Source organism: Planococcus glaciei (assembly GCF_900099655.1).
GTDB classification, from domain to species: domain Bacteria; phylum Bacillota; class Bacilli; order Bacillales_A; family Planococcaceae; genus Planococcus; species Planococcus glaciei.
In genome coordinates this window covers 337,071-356,008 of the sequence record NZ_FNDC01000001.1, presented here as the reverse complement: position 1 = coordinate 356,008, position 18,938 = coordinate 337,071, and the positions used below count along the sequence as shown (strand labels likewise).

Below are 18,938 nucleotides of genomic sequence, written 5' to 3'. Positions count from 1 at the left end.
ATAGTTCGAGGTGAAATCAATGAAAAACCTATTTTGAAAAATTCAATTGGATAGTATCGATCAGCTTGAAGCTTCTTAAGATCTTTTGGGGCTTCTTCTTTTTCTTCTGTTTTTTCCTTTCCAGCGGCTGGCAAGAATCAACTAGGGAAGTGCGTTTTTTCAATAAAGCTGATTGCGAGTTGAAGTAATTTCTTGAATACGATAAATTTATCAAAATAATCAGATAATTATAGTATACTGGAAAGAAACTGGTTTTTACATAGAAGCAGCCTCTCTGGAACAACGGATGCAGTCTGAAATTTTTAAAATACGGACGGCATAAGACGGAGGTGAAAGTTTAAGTTGCAAAGGAGCAAGAAAAATTTAAGGAAGGGAGAAGTTAACGTGTCTAAACAGCATAGCAATTTCCTTGCAGTTGCATTGTTGGTTTTATTGCTGGGGGCATGCGGACCGGAACAGGAAACGTCGACTGCCGAAAATGCCGGACAGCAAACGGAGGGAGAAAGCGGGGAGCTTGAAATGATGGAACTGCCAAAAGCGCCGGCAGCGGGACCTGGAGAATCAGTGGACTATGGTTATACGGCGGATAAAAGCAGTGCAGCCATGACCAGCTTTCTTGATCTGGTTATCAATAATGTCCATAACTTGTGGGCGGAGTTGATGGTTCAGGGAGGTCACAATATGCCGGTTGTCGATTACAGCCTGCCGTATGCCGGTGAAACGGAAACAAGCAGTTGCGTCTCTACGGGGACTACCGGTCCGGAAGATGCCTTCTATTGTGCAGAGGACGATGCGATCGTTTTTGCGAATGAGCTGGCGATGGAAATCTGGGAAAGCTTAGTGGCATCGAATGAGGATCCGGAAGCCGGCGCTGCCGCTGGAAATTTTGCAGTAGCGGCTGCCATGGCTCATGTGTACGCCCATTCGCTGCAGGGCGAATGGGGGTGGCTGTCCTCTCAAGCGGATCAGGAAAGGCTGGTGCCCGTTAAAAGGACGGAACTGAATGCGGATTGTCTGACCGGCGTATGGGCTTACTCGGCTTATGACCCTGAATTGTTGGAGCCGGTTGTTGTTGAACAAGCAATGGAGACTTTATCCGGTGCCGGTCAATTTGAAGGGATCGGTGACGAGGACCATGGCACGCCAGCCGAGCGAACGGCCGCGTTCATGGCCGGTTTTGAAAGCGGAATGCCCAGCAGCTGTGATCCGTATGTTCTTAGCGATGATGCAGCGGAACAGTGAAGAGAACGTTTGGCTGCTGTTTTGAAGAAGCGGGAGCACATACAGGATTTATTGATAAATCTCAGCGCCAGTCACTTATACGAAAAGGAGCTCACAAAATGTGAGCTCCTTTCTGATTAGTCCTGCGTTTATTTTGTCGGTAAATCCTTCTTGTTTAGCCACAACACGAGCACCGGCCCGAGAATCGGGATCCACGCCAGGCCTTTTGCTTTCGCATCAGGGAAGTAGCGATGGACAGCGTAGACGGACAAGCCCCACAGCACAAACCAGTCGGCCGTCATGACGGATACGAGGCCGGAAGCGAAGTAGGCGTCCCGGTAGGCTGCGAGCGAGAACCCCTGGAAGAGCGTCAACAGGTTGCCGGTCCACATGACCATCAGGACGATGAGCCAGAAACGGGACGATAGGAAGCGCACCAGCCAGTTCGGCGTGCGGATGCGGGTCCGGTTTTTCGCCGGCCGGTCGCCGAATGCGAAATAAGGCAACAGCGAGAACGCGCCGGTCCCGAGCGACAGCAGGGCGAATGGCCACGCCGGCCATCTTTGCCGGTCGTGCAGGAGAAGGATGGTCAAAAAGACGAGTGGAAACAGGCCGAGCGAATTGAAGACTGCGAACACGAGTGGATCGATGCCGCCCCAGTCGCCGCTCAGGATTTTAGAAAACACGGGATCCGGATCTTCGCCGGGCGGTGCCAGGAACGCGGCATAGCCGATCAGAAGAAGCCAGATAATGAGGAAAATCATGTCATCACTCCTTTTTTTCATCATACAGGAAGCGGGATAAATGCTGGGTGTCCCGGCAGTTGCTTGCAGAAAAGATGAGTTTCTTCTATATATAACCAATTTACGGAAACTTAACCGGAAAAACTCCGATGGCATCGTTTGGGCCATCGGAGTCTTTTTGCTTTCGATATAAAAGCTCACTTGTTTTTTATGATTTTACAGCATGGCCTTCCGCGTTATAGACGGTCTGCTTTTTATCCCGCCAGCGGTAAAACACTTTCATGAGCGGCATGATCAGGATGAAGATGAACAGCAGACGGAATGTCTGGAACATCGAAACCAGCGAGACGTCCGCTTTGATGGCATCAGCGAGCAGCACCATTTGGTCAAGCCCGCCCGGGGCGGTGCTCAGGAAACTTGTTGCAAAAGATGTGCCCATGGCAAACGACATCAGGAAACTTGAGCCGAATGTCAGCGCGATGAGGGCGAGTGCGCTGATGATGCCCGCTGCCAAAACACGCACCGGCAGCTTGATCATATGCGGCTTCAACATCAGCCCGATATGGGCGCCGATCAATAGCTGAGCAACAATCATGACCAAATCCGGAACGGCCGGCATGGCGATCGGCGTCGTCAACTGCAGCGTGATCAGCAGCAGAATCGGTGTAATGAAAGCGGCGACCGGCAAATGGATGCGCTTCGTTAAATAGGAACAGACCCATGCCAAGGCAATCAGCAGCACCAGGCTGACGGACAAGGCCGCATCCGACGGCTGTTTGCTCATGACATGTCCCGCCACGATGAACGGCACGAACACGACGACCAGAAGCAGCCGGATGACCTGGAAATACGAGATGATGCCGATTTCCTTCACTTTTTCCTCTTCGGCAAAGACGATAATCTGGCCGAGGCCGCCGGGAATGGCGGACAGGACAGAAACTTTCATCGGGATTTTGGCCCATTTGCTTGTCAAATAGGCGATGGCAATGGAGCCGCCGATCAAGATGACATTCAGCGTGAGCATGTAAAATAGAATCGAGCCCATCATGCCGAACAGGCTGGTATTGAACTGGACGCCAATGACGGTGCCGACCATGACGACGCCGAGATCGCGCAGCTGACCGGACCATTTGAGCGGCCCTTTATAGACGAACTGGGCGAGCATGACGACGACAATCGGGCCGAGCATCCACGGGATCGGGATGTGCAGCAGGCTGAACAGGTAGCCGCCGATCAGCGACAAAACCAGCACTCTTAACATGGCCTTCAACCAAAGCCCTCCTTTCTGTCTGGCTAACTGTTTTCGGTAGCCAAGAAACCACCAGCACGGATACTGGTGGTTCCTCCTTTATGATTTGGCCAGTTCTTTTACTTGCGCTTCGCGGTCGACGTCATCGCGGCGGCGGTCGCCCCAGTAAGCTGAACCGTTTTTCAAGTATTCTTCATATGTCCATTTCACCGGCTCCCAGTCCGGTTCAAAGATCAGGTAGCCGTTCGTGAAGATTTCGAGGCGCAAACCGCTTCCCGGATCTTTCACGTAAATGTACATGGCCTGGGAAATGCCGTGTTTGCCGGGGCCGACAAACTGCACTTCGGATTCGCAGAGAATGTCTGCAGCCCGCAGTAAGTCCTGCGCATTGTCGAGCCAGTAGGCGATGTGGTGCATTTCGTTCGGCGCTTGGGAACGCGGCGTCGAGATGACGGCAACATCGTGCACCAGGTTCGTGACACTCAGCCAGCTCGCCACTTGCACGTCATCCGGATCCACAAAGTACTCGCGCAGCTTGAAGCCGAGCGCTTCTTGCAAATATTTGACGATTTCACTGTTGTCCTTTGAGGTTTGCAAGTTCACGTGGTCAATGCGGCGAGGGGATACGCCTTTTGCCCATGATTTGTAGGTCTGGTTTTTCAGAACGGATTTGCGCGACTCGTCAGCCGGTGTTTTGTCCATATCGTAGTACAGCTCGAAGCGGTGGCCGCTCGGCAGTTCAAAGCGGACGGCTCTGCCTTGCGCCGTTTCTTCACCGGCTTCCACCCAGCGGATGTCCGTGCCGGCGTCTTCCAATAACCTTGCAAACGTGTCGACATCTTCGGGGCGTTTCGTGCGCCAGCCGATATGGTCGATGTAAGATGTGTCACCCGCTGTAATGGACAGGGTATGGTGCTCGAAGTCGCCCCAGGCACGCAGGTAATGGACACCGTCTACGACTTCCGTTTCTTCCAGGCCGATGGTGTCGCGGAAGAACCACAGTGATTTTTCAAGGTCTTCCGATACCAAAGCGACGTGCCCCAATTTTGCGATTTCCGGTGCGTATAGAAATTTTTCCATTTGATTTCCCCCCGTAATGAGTAGTTTTTAATTTATCGGAACTTCCGGTTGATCAGCCTTGGATATTGGTCTGGACGCCGAACAGCTGTCTGCCGTAGCCCAGGATGCCGTCTTCATAGAGCGATGTGATGTGTGTGCCGATGGCAATCAAGTCGCGCATGAACATTTCGACCGGATGGCCTTTCAATAAGGCATGTCCGCCCAAAGTCAGCAAAGCTTTCACGGCGATTTGGACACATTTGTCGATGATTTTTGCACGGATGGCTTTGTACTGGGAGCCGTCATATGCCCCGCCTTTGTCGCGCTCCATCATGTTGATGTATTCGGTCAGAAGCGTCTGGGCGGAAAGCATTTCGAGCTTCAGTTCAGCTAATACGCGCTGGCTTGTCGGTGAGTCTTTTTCGTTGATGCCCGAAAAGCGCATGCGGCCGGCTGTGTGTTTTTCGAATTCCGCCACGACGCGTTCCGCGCCGCCGACTGCCATTGCGGCAAAGCCGACATAGAAGCCCGGGTAGAACGGCGTGTTGTAATACAAGTAATCCTGGTCGAAATCTTCATACGGCGGCTGGCTTTTCTCGATGATTTTGCTGAAGCGCAGGATGGCATCCGGCTTCACAAATACGTTGTCGATGATCAAGGTGTTGCTGCCGGATCCGCGGAGGCCCAGGGAATCCCAGGTTTTCACGACTTCAAGGTCCGATACTTTGAACAGGATGCCGACGCGTTCCGGCCGTTCGCTGTCATCGAATTTCATCATAGCGCCGACGCCGACCCAGTCGCAGTAATTGATACCGCTTACAAAACTATACTTTCCGGATACGGTGTAGCCGCCTTCGGCAGGTTCCACTTTGCCGATCGGGGCAAAGACGTCTGCCACGAAACCGCCCTGGTTGATGACTTCATCGCGGATGTGTTTCGGGTAGTAGCAGACCCATGCATTATGTGCCGAGAAGAAGTACGTCAGCCACGCAGCAGATAAATTGTGGTAGCCGACCGTGCTGACCATATCGACGAACGTGCGCCAGTCGAGCTGCGGATGGCCGAATTCCTTCGGCAGGATCAATTTATGGATCTCTTCTTCGCGGATGATTTCAGCGAGGCGCGGGGAAATGGTTGAATTGTGGTCCGCTTCGAGCGCTTCCAGTTCAGCCGCTTCACCGATGCGTTTCGCTTTCTCCATGATTTCCTCATAAAGCGCTTTGTTTTCGTTTACTGTTACCATGTGATCATTCCTTTCTGGAGTCGTTTATTGGGTGGCGATGGCTTGTGTTTTTTCGGCTGCCAGGAAATCCGTGACCAGTTTGTTGACAACTTCGGGCTGGTCGGTCTGTGCCTGGTGGCCGCAGTCTTCGATATATTCAAATTGGATGTTGGGCAATAATTTTTCGAGTTTGTAGCCGGTCTCAACGGGTGCAACAGCATCGTTCATGCCCCAGATAAACAGGCCAGGAATTTTCAGCTTCGGCAAGGAATCTTTGATGCAGTAGCGGTCCCACAGCTTCGGTTCGTCGTTCATCCGTGCGAGGTACGCATCAAACGCCTGGTTCGATTCTTTCACGCCCGGGCGGGTGGCCGCTTTATGGCGAAGCTGGATCAATTCTTCCGGAATGATAACATCGACTGTTGAATTGCGGTACATGAATTTGCGCAGCGATTCTTCCGTGTAGTCGTAGCCGATCACTTCCAGGAACGAGCGCATTTTTCTCTCCGGTACTTCCTGCATCGCCTGATAGATCGTGTTGCTTCCGATGTAAACCACTTTGTCCACTTTTTCCGGATGGTCGATGGCGTATTTGGCGGCGACGTAAGCGCCTTGCGAATTGCCGATCAGCGACACTTCGTCGAGGCATAAGGCTTCGATGAAATCATGGACATGATCCACCAGACTTTGATGGCCGTTCACTGGCCAGGCGTGGGGACGGGCATCCGTGAATCCCATGGACAGCTGATCAACGGCGTAGGCGCGGTATCCGGCTTTTGCCAGTGCCGGCAGCATCAAGCGCCATCCGGCTGCACCGCAGGCTCCAGGTCCGGCGCCGTGCAGCAGGATAACTGCAGGCCCTTCGGTTCCAGCCCATGAATAATGGGTGCGTACGCCGTTCGCTAATACGTAGCTATTATGAAATCCTTCAAAAATCGTCATCGTGTTACCCCCTCGTTATGAATGCGGTTTCAATTTCTGTTTTGAGTATAGCTTTTTAAAAATTGGGATGTCATAGTGATTTTTATGGAATAAATAGTTTAAATCTTTAAAATATATTGTAAATGGCTTGTCGCTTTTGTAGTATTAAGAATAGAAAATTGAAGGGGTGTGGTTTAATGAGTGGAGTTGTCTTTGATTCAAGAGAGTCGAAAAACATTTTAATGTCGGCGAATGCCTTCCACACATTAAAAAACAATTTATACAACAATATCGGGTCTTATAAAACGAAGGGCTTCCTGTTCCGCTTCGGCAAGGAGTTCGGGATGGAGTCGGCCAAAAATAAGCTGCAGGAAAAAGGGAAAGTGCATGTCGGCAAACGGCATTCGCGCCTGGGGCATGTAAAAGACGTGGTGTTCATGGGGGAAATTGTCCGCCATCTGGATGGCACGGTGGAATGCAAGAATACCTGGGGGCAGTGGATTGAATCGTTCGAAGCCGAACAGCATGTGAAGAACTACGGGCTGGCGGATGAATGCGTCTGCCATATGCTATGCGGTTTTGCGAGCGGGGCCTTGACGTATGAGTTCGGGGAATCGATTATCGCCATTGAAAACAAATGCGTAGCCAAAGGCGATTTGTGCTGTGAATTTGAAGTGCGGCTGGAGCGCGACTGGATGGAAGAGCGGGGGGAACTCATCCACCTTTACCAAAACGACAATATTTTATCCGAACTGGAAATGACCTACGACGCGCTTGTCCATCATAAGCAGATGCTTGAGAAGATTTCGATGTTCCAGGGCGAACTGACACAGAAAGTGACGGAAAAGCATTCGATGGATGAAATCGTGGAGGCGGCATACGGATTGTTGAACATCCCCATCCTGATCGAGGATGTCCATGGGAACGCCTTGAGCCAGATTGGCTTGACGGAAGAGCAGCAGCAATTGATCGGAAGCGGCAAAGCGAAACTGTCCCACGTGAACGATAAACACAATGTTTCGGTTTATGAAGGCGGCGCCTACACGAAACTGACCGCGCCGGTTTTGATCAATAAAAAAAACTACGCGACGTGCTCGTTCTTTTATTTTGACGGCCAGCAGATGGATGACAATGACCATCTGTTTTTGGGACGAATTTCGACCGTCGTGTCCTTATGCATTTTATACGAGGAAGCACAGTTTGAAGAGCAGCAGAGGATGCGCAGTTCGCTATTGGAACGCTTGATCCATAACCGCAACATCAAATACATCGAATCGTATTACAAGTTTTTGCCGTTCAAGTTCCAGCCGCCTTTTTCCACCGGCATCATCAGCGTGAAAAAGAAAAAAAGCACAAACGGCATCATCGATATCCACGACCAGATGACGCAGTTGGCGAAAGTGGCTAGGGAATGGGACTTGCCGTGCATTTTCGCGGTGCTCGGGGAAGAAATTGCGCTCCTGAATTCGCATAGCGGCGATAAAGCCGACTGGCAAAAGAAAATCGCGAAAATTTTTCAGAAGTTGGAAAAGCAAAACAGCAATTACAGCTACTCGCTCGGGATCAGCGGAACGTTCAGCAACTTCAAGGACTTTGAGCATTCACTGAAAGAAGCGCGCGTCGCCCAGCGCTTCCCGAACGGCAAGCTGCTGACGGATTACGAAGATCTCGGGATGATCGGCGACATCGTCAAGAACATGAGCATCGAACAATTGCAGGACATGGCGAAAAAGACATTGAAAGACCTTTACAACTTCGATGATCCGCGCAAAAAAGAATTGCTGTACTCGCTTTATGTGTATTTATTGAACAGCCAGCGCCTGAAGGAAACGACGGATGAACTGATGCTGTCAATCGGCGGGGTTCAGTACCGCATCAAGCAGATTGAAGAGCAGCTGCAAATTTCCCTGAAGAATGCTTCGACGGCCGCGTATATCCTGCTCGTCATCCAGGTGCTGATCTTGACGGACAGCTTGAACTTTGATGAATTTGCGAAATAAAGCCGGCAACACAAAAAAGGACTGTAAACAAGCTCATAGCTGAGTTTGTTTACAGTCCTTTTTGCGGTCCTATTCGATGGCGACGTTCAATTTCTCTTTTTCTTCTTCGGCACGAAGTGCGTCTTCTTTTTCCGTGGCCGAAATTTTCAGTTTGCGTGTCAGCAGCAGCACAATAGCGGAAACCACATACAAGCTGACGATCACAAGTACGCCAGAGTTGAAGCCGGCGCGGATATCATCGCCTGCCAAGGTGATCAAGTATCCGGTAGCCCATGGCCCGATGATGCCGGCCATACTGGCGATCGAAAGGGAAATCCCGGTAACACTGCCGACCAGGTTTCTTGGGATGACCAGTGATTTGATCGTCGTGTTCAGCGGCAGCAGGCTGGTGTTCATGATCAAACCGATTCCGAGGAATACACAGGCCAAAATCGGTGAAGAGACGATCGTTGTCATGCCGTAAGCCAAAGCGCCGATGACCAGGACAGTGATGAGTACGCGGTCATACGATTTGATAAGGCTTTTGTTTCTCTTGAACAGAAAATCGGTGAACTTGCCCATGCCGATGGCGAAGATGGTTCCGACAATCCCCATTCCGGCGAAGATGAAACTCATGCGCTGTGGTTCAAGGCCTGCAATTTCAATCAAATAAGTTGGAGCCCAAGTCAGTACCCACGTAGTGATCCACATCGATACGAAGCCGACGACCATAATGGACAGTACGTACGGATTCACCAAAACCTTGAGAATCTGTCTGAACGGAACATCTTTATTGGATGCCAAAGATTTTACGTCTTCGACAAGCGGTTCTTTTGGCTCGTCCGGCATAAAGAAGAAAGCGGCGGCCCAGATCAAGCTGGCTACTCCGAGCAAAGCGAATGTGTGCTGCCAGCCGACGTTTGTAATGCCCGCTACCAGAAGCGGCGCTGCCAGATACGTTCCGACTGTGGTGCCCGAAGTCATGATGGCGACAGCGAATCCGCGCTGTGAACTGGTGAACCAGCGTGCCAGATGGACAATAGAAAACCCTAATGTGGCGCCTTCAAAGAATCCTAAAGCGACGCGCAGCATGATGAGTTGTGTCAGTGTTTCTACAAAATAAGCGCTTCCCAGTGACACGGTCCATCCTACAGCAATCATCATCAGCAAATATTTGGAGTTGAAGCGATAGGTCAATGTTCCGAGTACGAGGCTTCCGACTGCATATGCAGCGAAGAAACTGCTTCCTACCATTCCGAATTCATCATACGACAATCCAAGTCCCGTCATGATCGGTTCTGCGGCCAGTCCCAGTACTGATTTATCCGTATAGTTCAAAACGGCGAGCAAGAAGAGAAAAGCTAATACTACCCAACGCATGCGCATATAAATCCCCCTTTTGATATTGAATTTCCCCATCGTCCCTGAAGTTCCAGAAGTTTGTAAGCGTTTTCTAAAATTTGTTAAGGTCGTCTTCCCTCCCGTCTTCTAGTGGAATGGCAGCCATTTCCGCTCCGTTTTCGCTTCCTGGAAAAAATCAGAAAGCAAATAATGGAAAAAAACGGAAGAGGTGTTTTGCCGTTGAACAGAATTCTAGGGGAAAAGAAATCGGTTGACAAGAGGAAAAATTGAAAGCGGAAACGCATATGGCCATGCTGAAAAGAAAAAAATCAGCAGAAATCGGCGGTTTTGTGTTCGGTTTTACAATATCCAAGCGGTTGATGCATCTGGATTTTCGCCAGAATTGCCGTTTCAAAAACTTTCATGCGGCGTTTTGTATTTTTTTATGGTTCCTATCAGAATTTTCAATAAAAATGACTATGATAATTTCAAAATGGCTCCTTTATGATTGAATTATTCGAAAAATGAATGGAGGAATTGGAATGGATGACCGCTTATTTAGAGATGCAATGGGGAAATTTGCGACTGGTGTCACGGTGTTAACAACTGAAAATGATGGGGTGCCCCACGGCATGACCGCCAACGGATTTATGTCCGTATCGCTCGATCCGAAGCTGGTGGTGATTTCAATTGGACATAAAGCCAAGTTTCTGGAAAAAGTAAGCGCTTCAAAAAAGTTTGCGGTGAATATTCTCAGCGAAGACCAAGAGCAGCATTCGCGCCATTTCTCCGGCAGACCCGGAGACGATCCCGTTCTGTTTGACACCTTGGAAGGCCTTCCGGTATTAAACGGCGCCTTGGCGCAAATTGCCTGCGAAGTTGTATCGGCGCATGTCGAAGGTGACCATACCTTATTCATTGGGAAAGTGCTGGATTTGAAGCTTGAAGATAAAGAGCCGCTTTTGTTCTTTGGCGGGAAGTACCGCGAATTAAGCCAATTCGAAACCGTGAAGTAGGAGGAGACCTATGAATATTCAACAGATTGCCAAGCAGCTATTGGAAGCGGAACGAACAAAAGCACCGATTGCTCCGCTGACCCATACTTATAAAGAAATTACGCCTCAACAGGCTTATCAGATCCAGCTGGCTCAGATTGAGGAAAAAGTGCAAAATGGCGCAGCGGTCAAGGGATTGAAAATCGGGTTGACGAGCAAAGCGATGCAGGACATGCTGAATGTCCATACTCCCGATTATGGTTTCGTGTTGGATACGATGCTGTTCGAAGAGGGAGCCCCAATCAAAGCCGAATCGTTTTTGCAGCCGAAAGTGGAATTTGAAATCGCCTTTGTCTTTAAAAAGGCGATTGTGGGAGCCGATGTGACAGTAGAAGAGGTCATCGATGCCATCGATTTCGTCGTTCCGGCTGTCGAAATCATTGATAGCCGCATTGAAGACTGGAAAATCCGTTTTGAAGATACAGTGGCAGATAACGGATCATCGGCAGGGGCTATACTGGGAAGTCGGAAAACGGCACTGTCCGAAATTCCGGATATCGCCGCCATCCCGATGACCGTTTACAAAAATGGGGAATGGCTCGATGAAGCTACCAGTGCCGCCGTGCTGGGCAATCCGCTGAATGCGGTGGTGTGGCTGGCACAGGCACTCGATGAATACGGAATTTCAATTGAACCCGGCATGTTTGTGCTCTCAGGAGCTTTATCGAAAGCGGTGCCGTTTGAAGCGGGTGACCGTTTCGAAGCTGATTTCGACGTGTTGGGGAAAGTAAGCATGAACTTTGCGAAAGAAGTGATGATGAAATGACAAAGCTAAAAGTGGGGATAATCGGTTCCGGAAATATCGGAACGGATCTAATGTATAAAATCGAGCGTAGCGAAGTGCTCCAAATGAGCGTCATGGTCGGCATCGACCCGGATTCGGATGGTTTGAAGCGCGCAAAGGACCGCGGCTACGAAACGATTGCGACCGGAATCGAAGGCTTGGCGGAGCGGCTGGACCTCGTCGATATCGTGTTTGACGCAACGAGTGCCTACGCACATCAGAAAAACAGCGATATCCTAACGGCCGCCGGCAAAAAAGTGATTGATTTGACGCCGGCTGCCATCGGGCCGTTTGTGGTGCCGCCGGTCAACTTGACCGAGCACCTGGAAAAAGGAAATGTCAATATGGTGACATGCGGCGGACAGGCAACAATTCCGATGATCCATGCGATTTCGCGTGTGGTGCCGGTCGATTATGCCGAGATCGTTGCAACGATTTCCAGTAAGAGTGCGGGTCCCGGGACACGGGCAAACATCGACGAATTCACCCGCACGACGTCCCGCGCCATCGAAGTAGTGGGCGGCGCCAAACGAGGGAAGGCAATCATCATCCTGAACCCGGCGGAACCGGCGATCATCATGCGCGATACGGTCCATGCGTTGGTTGCTGAAGAAGGGCACGAAGAAGCAATCCGGGCATCGATCCTCGAAATGGTGGAAGCAGTGCAGCAATACGTGCCGGGTTATTCCTTGAAAGCGGCAACGGTCTTTGAAGGCAAGAAAGTGTCGGTATTCCTGGAAGTCGCGGGAGCCGCTGATTATTTGCCGGCCTATGCCGGCAACTTGGACATTATGACAGCTGCAGCGGTGCAAGTCGCCAATGAACTGGCGCGCCACCTGCAGCAAGCAAAGGAGGTTGCCTTATGACGCTGAATATTTTGGATGTAACGCTGCGCGACGGCAGCCATTCGGTCCGCCACGCATTTACGGAAGCACAGGTACGGGAAGCGGCGAAAGGCCTGAACGCTGCCGGCGTTCGTTATTTTGAAGTCTCTCACGGAGACGGTTTGGGCGGCTCATCGCTGCAATACGGCTTATCGGCCATAGATGAACTTAAGCTGATCGAAGCAGCGGCCGCGGAATGTACGGCTTCGGAAGTCGCGGTACTATTGATTCCGGGAATCGGCACAAAAGACGATCTGCAGAATGCGGTAAAAGCTGGTGCGAAGATGGTGCGGGTAGCGACGCATGTCACCGAAGCGGATGTCGCAGCGCAGCACATTTCACTCGGCCGTGAACTGGGCTTGAAAACAGCTGGATTTTTGATGATGAGCCATATGGCGCCGGTTGATAAAGTGGTCGAGCAGGCAAAACTGTTTGAAAGCTATGGCGCGGAGATTGTCTACGTGACGGATTCGGCCGGTGCAATGCTGCCGGGCGACGTAACTGCACGCATTTCTGCCTTGAAACAGTCGATTGGCTGTGACATCGGTTTCCATGCCCATAATAATTTATCGATGGCGATGGCAAATACCGTGGCTGCGGTGGAAGCGGGTGCGGCGTTTATCGATGGCAGCATGCGCGCACTGGGTGCAGGTGCCGGCAACACACAGACGGAAGTGATGGTGGCGGTGCTCGAAAAATTGGGCTATGAAACCGGTGTGGATTTGTATCCGCTGATGGATACAGCGAACAATGTCATCGCGCCAATCATGCAGCAGCCGCAGGAAATCACAGGCGGCAGTTTGATATTAGGCTATTCCGGCGTTTACTCGAGCTTCCTGCTGCATGCCCAAAAAGCGGCGAAGCAGTTCGGGGTTCACGAGCGGGATATCCTGAAGGAGATCGGCAAACTGAAAGCGGTCGGGGGCCAGGAAGATTTAATCTACGAAGTGGCGCAGAATTTAGCCGGCTAACGAGAAAAAGGAGAGGATCATCATGCAGATTGTTTACGTGAATGCGGCGAACTTACCGGACATTGGACGCACGGCTCCTAAGGCAGCCATGGCGCTGGGTTATTTTGACGGGGTCCATTTGGGGCACCAAAAAGTTATCCGAACGGCGAAAGAACAAGCAGACGCACAAAATCTGGCAGTGGCGGTCCTCTCGTTTTTCCCGCATCCGAAAAGCGTGCTGTTTCCCGACCGGGAAGTCGCTTATTTGGAGCCGCTGGAGCAGAAAGCGGAAAAGCTGGAACGGCTCGGGGTGGAGTTGTTTTATGTCGTGGAATTCACGAAAGAACTGGCGAAAGTGGAGCCGGATGATTTTTTGAACGACTATATTGTCGGCTTGAACGCCCAGGAAATCGTCTGCGGCTTTGATTATACCTACGGGGCAAAAGCGAAAGGGACAGTGGAGACGCTCGCCGTTTATGCAGATGTTCAGCAAGTCGGTCTGACGGTTGTCGAGGAACTGAAGTGGAACGAACAGAAAATCAGTTCCACGCTGATCCGGCAGCATCTGGCGGACCGGCAGCTGAGCGAGTTGCCGGAGCTTCTCGGCACCTTCCATCAAACGAAGTATTGCCAGAAGAACGGGCTGTTGCCGAACTATTCGCTTCCGAATGTCGGCACCTATAAAGTGCGGATTGAAACCCCGGAGTCCTCGGTGGAATGTGTGGCAACCGTTAAATGCAAGCGGACAATTCAGCTGAATTACGACTGGTCGGCGTTGCCAAAACTATTGAAGATTCACTGGATGGCGCAGCTGGAAGCTGTAGCTACTTAATTTTTAGCATTCAATAATTTGATGTAACAGGCGGAAACATTTTTACAATGTTCCGCTTTTTTATTTTGCTTGAAGTTTTTTGCGAGTGAGCGGCAAGGGAGCAAGAGGCGTTCTATATATAGAAGATTGTTTTACTCCTTCCCTTTTGGTGAATGATAATAATAAACGGATACGGAAAAAGCGTGTCCTCTTTAAGAAAGGAAGTTGCACCATGATCAAAGGAATCATTTTCGATTTTGACGGACTCATCCTTGATACGGAAACCCATCATTACCGGGTGCTGCAGGAAATATTTGCGGCATACGGTAGCGAACTGCCGATCGAGCGCTGGCAGCAGGAAATTGGCACACAGACCGGATTTTCACCGTTCCATTACCTCGAAGAGCTGATTGAAGAGGAAATTGAGCACAAGCACCTGCAGCAACAATTGGAGGAAAAGTTCCACGTGAAACTTGCTGAGGAAAAAGCAAGGGACGGTGTGGAGGACTATTTGAAGGCGGCAAAAGAGCTCGGGCTTAAGGTCGCGCTGGCATCCAGCTCCGATTACGCATGGGTGTCTAAGCATCTCAAGAACCTGGGCTTGTTCGATTACTTCGACTGCATCCGGACTTCGGATGATGTGGAAATCGTGAAGCCGGACCCGGCGCTGTACGTAAAAGCGGCGGAATGCCTGGGGCTCGAACCGGAGGAATGTGTAGCATTCGAGGATTCGGCAAACGGCTCGCTTGCAGCGAAACGGGCCGGCATGGGCTGCGTCATCGTGCCGAACGAAGTGACCCACACGATGGATTTCTGCGAAGTCGAACACCGGCTGGAATCAATGGCCGATATGCCGCTCGGGGAATTGATCGAGCGCTTGAACGAATTGAAGGTATCGAAATAGAAAACCCGGAGCACTTGGCTCAGGGTTTTTATTTGATAAGCTGTGGATAGAAAAGAAGTAATGCATTTAATTTTTATCCACATGTGGATAACTACCCAAGAATGACGAAACGGCAAAGTTATCCCCGTTTTAGAGGAAAATCATCCACATATCCAGTGCCCGCCGGGAGAATCGGCGGGTTTTTTGTGGTTATTGTTCATTACTCCTCAATAACCACAGCGCCGCCGTACATTTTCCCGTGAAGAGCGGCCAGTTTTTTCGCCATCGCCAGAGGTTCTTCCTTGAAGTCTTCGTTGATCCAGTGGAGGAAAAACCCGAGGCTGCCGTACGTCATGAAATAGTTCAGCGCAGGCACTTCCACATCACTTGCTTCTTCGAGCCGCAGCGATTGTTCCGATACCTGGAAAAGGCTGTCGCAGAACTGGTTCTGGGAGCCTGGCAGCACTTCGCCTTTGATGACGAGGGAAGAAATCCGCTGGTTCTGGTAGAGGAATTCAAAAATTGGGAGGTGCCGCTCTGCATCCGACGAGGAAAAACGCTCCAAGTGCTGGAAGCTTTTGCGGAAGTATGCCTGAAGCTCTTCGAGGTAGTCGTCCACGATAGCGGCGAGCAGTTCCTGCAGGTCTTTGTAATGCGAGTAGAACGTCACCCGGTTGCATCCGGCCTGCTGGGTGACTTCGGTGATCGACAGCCGGTTCAGGTCTTTTTCCTTTAATAATGTGAGCAATGCCGTTTTCAGCTTTTTTTGGGTACGCATCGTACGCCGGTCTTCGCTGTTTGTCATGTGGGAACCTCCTGTATCGTCCGGAAAAGAACGCATTCGTGAATTTATTATGACATCAAACCATTTAGATGGACAATCAATAAATTTATCTGTAAATTTACATATGTAGTTTATTTTATTTTAACACATTCGATTTTTAGGAGGAAAACACATGGCTCGTTTAGAAGGAAAAGTTGCCATCATTACAGGAGCGGCACAGGGAATGGGTGCTGCCCATGCAAAGAAATTCATTGAAGAAGGCGCAAAAGTTATTTTGACCGATTTGAATGAAGAAAAAGGGCAGGCACTGGCTGCGGAACTGGGCGAAAATGCTTTGTTCATCAAGCAGAACGTCACAAGCGAAGCGGATTGGGCAAACGTTGTCACAGAAGCGGAAGCAGCGTTCGGACCGGTTAACGTATTGGTCAACAACGCCGGCATCACGATGGCGAAATCGATTTTGCAGACGACGGAAGAAGAGTACCGCCGCATCGTCGACATCAACCAGGTTTCCGTTTTCCTTGGCATGAAAGCAATTATCCCGTCGATGCAAAAAGCAGGCGGCGGTTCGATCGTCAACATTTCCTCGATGAACGGCTTGGTGGCCGGTGCCATCGGCTACACCGATACAAAATTTGCGGTGCGCGGCATGACCAAATCGGCCGCCATCGAATGCGCGCATTACGGCATCCGCGTCAACTCGGTGCATCCGGGCGTCATCGCGACACCGATGATCATGCAGGAAGACACGAAAGCGGCTGTCGAAGCATTCGCACAGCACATCCCGTTGAAACGTGTGGCCGAGTCGGAGGAAGTTTCGAACATGGTGCTGTTCCTGGCATCGGACGACTCCAGCTATTCCACAGGTTCGGAATTTGTCGTGGACGGCGGCATGACAGCGCAGTAAATGAACAAAAGCTTCCAGATCCAAAACGGATCCGGAGGCTTTTTTCTGTATGCAATGCCTTGTTGCCGGAAGCTCTTCAATCCCTGCAATTTTTTAAAGTGGTCAATAAGAGGCAACTTGCCTTTGCAGACATATTCCTGCAGGAAGAGGGAATAGGAAGAATGAATGCCAGGTTAAAAACAGGCATTTTATCTTTGTGAGTAAGGCATTGGATAAAGAAATAGAAGGGAAGCTGATAGCAGTGGGTAAAATCACCAAGCTAGTTGGAGCAGCGGGAGCTGTTGCAGGAACGGCCTATCTTTCAAAAAGTGAAAACCGGAAAAAGGTAAAAGCGCAGCTGAACAAAGCGGCGGAAAAACTAAACACCAAATACGTCCGGAATCTAGGGAAGCCTTCAGGGATCGACGATGCCGAAATGGTGGATGAAGGCGCAATGACCAGTGTCCGGTATTACAATAAACTGCAGCAAAAGTCGTTGGATTCGAAGCTTTAGTATAAAAAGCGATAGCAGGAGCAGGAGCATTTCCAGGTAAAATGGGGAAAGGTTTTTTGTAGTTGCTCTACGGGAGCGCCTCGGCTGTTCCACAAGTTTGGAATTTGTCGTAAACGGCGGCATGACGGCTCAATAATTCAAAGAAAATGAAAGCCTTCAAATCCATATAGGAGCTGAAGGCTTTTTTCGTCTTTATAATTCTTTTCGTCTACTGGCCGAAGGGATGTGCAATTCATCCCGGTATTTGCTGATGGTGCGCCTTGAAATGGGAATGCCTTCACTGGCAGCCAAATAGTCAGCTATTTTTTGGTCGGAATAGGGCTTGTGCTTATCTTCCTGCGAAATGAATTTTTTCATTAGCAATTTCACTGCGGTCTGGGATACGCTATTGCCTTCGGAGTCCATCAGTTTGGAAGAAAATAAACGCTTCAACTCAATGGAACCAAAAGCAGTTTGAACTACTTTGTTTGAAACGGCGCGGCTTACTGTGGATTCGTGCATGCCGATTTCGTCTGCTACTTCTTTAAGCGTAAGCGGGTTCAAATGGTCGAAACCAAGTTTGAAAAAGTTTTCCTGGCGGTCTACCAGGACATCCGTAATTTTGATAAGAGTATCTCGCCGCTGCTCGATGCTCGTAAGAAGCCATTGGACTTTCTGGAATTGGCTGCTGATATAGCCGGAGGCTTCGTCTTTGGGCCGATGATTGGGCAAATAGCATGTATTGATATGGATGCTGGGCAAATGGCTGTCATTTAACTTAAAGCTAAGCTTGTTATTCACAATTTCTATAACAATGTCGGGTTTTAAATAGTGTGGAACAAAACCGCAAGTGAATGAGCAGGGTTTTGGCTGAAGTGTCCGGATCAGCAAATGAATTTCTTTGATTTCCTCTAAAGAAATTTTCAGCAGGGAAGAAAGCTCTTTCCATTTCCGCGCGGCCAGCAAGTCCAAGTGGTGCTCCACTATTTTTTTTGCGGCTGTTTTTTCAGGATGCAAATACTGGATTTGCAGCAGCAGGCATTCTTTTAAATTCCGGGCACCGATTCCTGCAGGGCCGGCTTTTTGAAGAAGGTGAATACCTGTTTCAATCTGGTCTTCGCTGAACGGTCCAGCCGGTCCAGGGAAATCCAGATAGCCATTGTCGTCCAAGTTGTAAATCAGAAACTTCAACAGCTTTTGTACGGCTTCATCGGAGTAAATAAGTTTGGCATTCCTATATAAGGAGTCTCTTGTGTTGTCTTCGCTGCTGGCAATTGTTTCGAGCGGCATTTGCGGTCTTCGTTGACTAGGGAAGGAGCGTGGAATCTCTGCTGTGCCGATTTCACTATTTTCCCTTTCCTTCAGTTCAATGAGCGGATTTTCCATTTCCTGTTCCCGGATGTAACGTTCGAGCTCGGCATTTGAATATTGCAGCAGTTCAATAGCCTGCCTAAGCTCAGGAGTCATAGAGAAATTCAGTTTTTGTTGCTGCTGAAGTGCGTTTTTCATAATGGGCCTCCTTTAAAACGATTACATACAGATATAAAGAAATAATAAGCGCTATTGTAACATGGTTTTTTAGGAATTTTCAAAAAAGATTAGCAGCATTCTTCAAAACGGATTAAAACACTAAAAGAGCCAGCCGCATTTAAGAGCGGCTGGCTTTATTCGTT

The 18,938-nt window shown here is 49.9% G+C and carries 19 protein-coding genes; 11 read left to right on the top strand and 8 right to left on the bottom strand.

Annotated features, from left to right (window positions below):
* The first annotated feature begins 384 nt into the window (after nt 1-384).
* On the top strand, nt 385-1,242 hold the full coding sequence (locus BLQ32_RS01755) for a neutral zinc metallopeptidase (protein ID WP_074508856.1): 858 nt from the start codon (nt 385-387) through the stop codon (nt 1,240-1,242).
* A 128-nt stretch (nt 1,243-1,370) separates the two neighbouring features.
* On the opposite strand, the gene BLQ32_RS01750 is transcribed toward BLQ32_RS01755, so the two are convergent.
* The 5 genes from BLQ32_RS01750 to BLQ32_RS01730 form a co-directional block, all read right to left on the bottom strand.
* Nucleotides 1,371-2,132: a hypothetical protein gene (locus BLQ32_RS01750; protein WP_244890301.1), complete on the bottom strand. Its 762-nt coding sequence runs from the start codon at nt 2,130-2,132 to the stop codon at nt 1,371-1,373.
* Between the two features lie 40 nt (nt 2,133-2,172).
* Entirely contained in the window at nt 2,173-3,225 is a 1,053-nt protein-coding gene (locus BLQ32_RS01745; protein WP_074509094.1) for an AbrB family transcriptional regulator, read from the bottom strand.
* 87 nt (nt 3,226-3,312) lie between these two features.
* Nucleotides 3,313-4,293 carry a VOC family protein gene (locus tag BLQ32_RS01740; protein WP_074508854.1) on the bottom strand — a complete coding sequence of 327 codons (981 nt, stop codon included), beginning with the start codon at nt 4,291-4,293 and terminating at the stop codon, nt 3,313-3,315.
* A 52-nt stretch (nt 4,294-4,345) separates the two neighbouring features.
* Nucleotides 4,346-5,515, bottom strand: coding sequence for an acyl-CoA dehydrogenase family protein (locus BLQ32_RS01735; protein ID WP_074508853.1), 1,170 nt, complete (start codon nt 5,513-5,515; stop codon nt 4,346-4,348).
* Between the two features lie 24 nt (nt 5,516-5,539).
* Nucleotides 5,540-6,436: an alpha/beta fold hydrolase gene (locus BLQ32_RS01730; protein WP_074508852.1), complete on the bottom strand. Its 897-nt coding sequence runs from the start codon at nt 6,434-6,436 to the stop codon at nt 5,540-5,542.
* A 176-nt stretch (nt 6,437-6,612) separates the two neighbouring features.
* On the opposite strand from BLQ32_RS01730, the gene BLQ32_RS01725 reads away from it, so the two are divergent.
* On the top strand, nt 6,613-8,415 hold the full coding sequence (locus BLQ32_RS01725; protein WP_074508851.1) for a V4R domain-containing protein: 1,803 nt from the start codon (nt 6,613-6,615) through the stop codon (nt 8,413-8,415).
* A 69-nt stretch (nt 8,416-8,484) separates the two neighbouring features.
* Here BLQ32_RS01725 and BLQ32_RS01720 read toward each other — a convergent pair whose 3' ends face one another.
* On the bottom strand, nt 8,485-9,780 hold the full coding sequence (locus tag BLQ32_RS01720) for an MFS transporter (RefSeq protein ID WP_074508850.1): 1,296 nt from the start codon (nt 9,778-9,780) through the stop codon (nt 8,485-8,487).
* 226 nt (nt 9,781-10,006) lie between these two features.
* Between BLQ32_RS01720 and BLQ32_RS01715 the strand changes: the two genes are divergently transcribed.
* The 7 genes from BLQ32_RS01715 (at nt 10,007) to BLQ32_RS01685 (ending at nt 15,123) form a co-directional block, all read left to right on the top strand.
* Nucleotides 10,007-10,243, top strand: a complete 237-nt coding sequence (locus tag BLQ32_RS01715) for a hypothetical protein (RefSeq protein ID WP_139150479.1) — start codon at nt 10,007-10,009, stop codon at nt 10,241-10,243.
* 34 nt (nt 10,244-10,277) lie between these two features.
* Complete coding sequence (locus BLQ32_RS01710; protein ID WP_074508848.1) at nt 10,278-10,751, top strand: flavin reductase family protein; 474 nt, start codon at nt 10,278-10,280, stop codon at nt 10,749-10,751.
* A gap of 10 nt (nt 10,752-10,761) precedes the next feature.
* On the top strand, nt 10,762-11,556 hold the full coding sequence (locus BLQ32_RS01705; protein WP_074508847.1) for a 2-keto-4-pentenoate hydratase: 795 nt from the start codon (nt 10,762-10,764) through the stop codon (nt 11,554-11,556).
* The gene (locus BLQ32_RS01700) at nt 11,553-12,440 is read left to right on the top strand and encodes an acetaldehyde dehydrogenase (acetylating) (protein WP_074508846.1); all 888 of its coding nucleotides are present in this window, start codon (nt 11,553-11,555) and stop codon (nt 12,438-12,440) included. The genes BLQ32_RS01705 and BLQ32_RS01700 overlap by 4 nt, the downstream gene beginning before the upstream one ends.
* A complete protein-coding gene (gene dmpG, locus BLQ32_RS01695) occupies nt 12,437-13,429 on the top strand; it encodes a 4-hydroxy-2-oxovalerate aldolase (RefSeq protein WP_074508845.1) in 993 nt (330 codons plus the stop codon). The genes BLQ32_RS01700 and dmpG overlap by 4 nt, the downstream gene beginning before the upstream one ends.
* A gap of 22 nt (nt 13,430-13,451) precedes the next feature.
* Complete coding sequence (locus BLQ32_RS01690; RefSeq protein WP_074508844.1) at nt 13,452-14,240, top strand: FAD synthetase family protein; 789 nt, start codon at nt 13,452-13,454, stop codon at nt 14,238-14,240.
* A gap of 211 nt (nt 14,241-14,451) precedes the next feature.
* Nucleotides 14,452-15,123, top strand: a complete 672-nt coding sequence (locus BLQ32_RS01685; protein ID WP_053164926.1) for an HAD family hydrolase — start codon at nt 14,452-14,454, stop codon at nt 15,121-15,123.
* A gap of 199 nt (nt 15,124-15,322) precedes the next feature.
* Here the strand turns inward: BLQ32_RS01685 and BLQ32_RS01680 are convergent, their stop codons facing one another.
* Nucleotides 15,323-15,907 carry a TetR/AcrR family transcriptional regulator gene (locus tag BLQ32_RS01680; protein ID WP_074508843.1) on the bottom strand — a complete coding sequence of 195 codons (585 nt, stop codon included), beginning with the start codon at nt 15,905-15,907 and terminating at the stop codon, nt 15,323-15,325.
* A gap of 151 nt (nt 15,908-16,058) precedes the next feature.
* On the opposite strand from BLQ32_RS01680, the gene BLQ32_RS01675 reads away from it, so the two are divergent.
* Entirely contained in the window at nt 16,059-16,793 is a 735-nt protein-coding gene (locus BLQ32_RS01675) for a glucose 1-dehydrogenase (RefSeq protein ID WP_074508842.1), read from the top strand.
* A gap of 208 nt (nt 16,794-17,001) precedes the next feature.
* Nucleotides 17,002-17,286, top strand: coding sequence for a hypothetical protein (locus BLQ32_RS01670; protein WP_235524951.1), 285 nt, complete (start codon nt 17,002-17,004; stop codon nt 17,284-17,286).
* Between the two features lie 192 nt (nt 17,287-17,478).
* Here the strand turns inward: BLQ32_RS01670 and rpoN are convergent, their stop codons facing one another.
* Entirely contained in the window at nt 17,479-18,774 is a 1,296-nt protein-coding gene (gene rpoN, locus BLQ32_RS01665; protein ID WP_074508841.1) for an RNA polymerase factor sigma-54, read from the bottom strand.
* Nucleotides 18,775-18,938 lie beyond the last annotated feature (164 nt).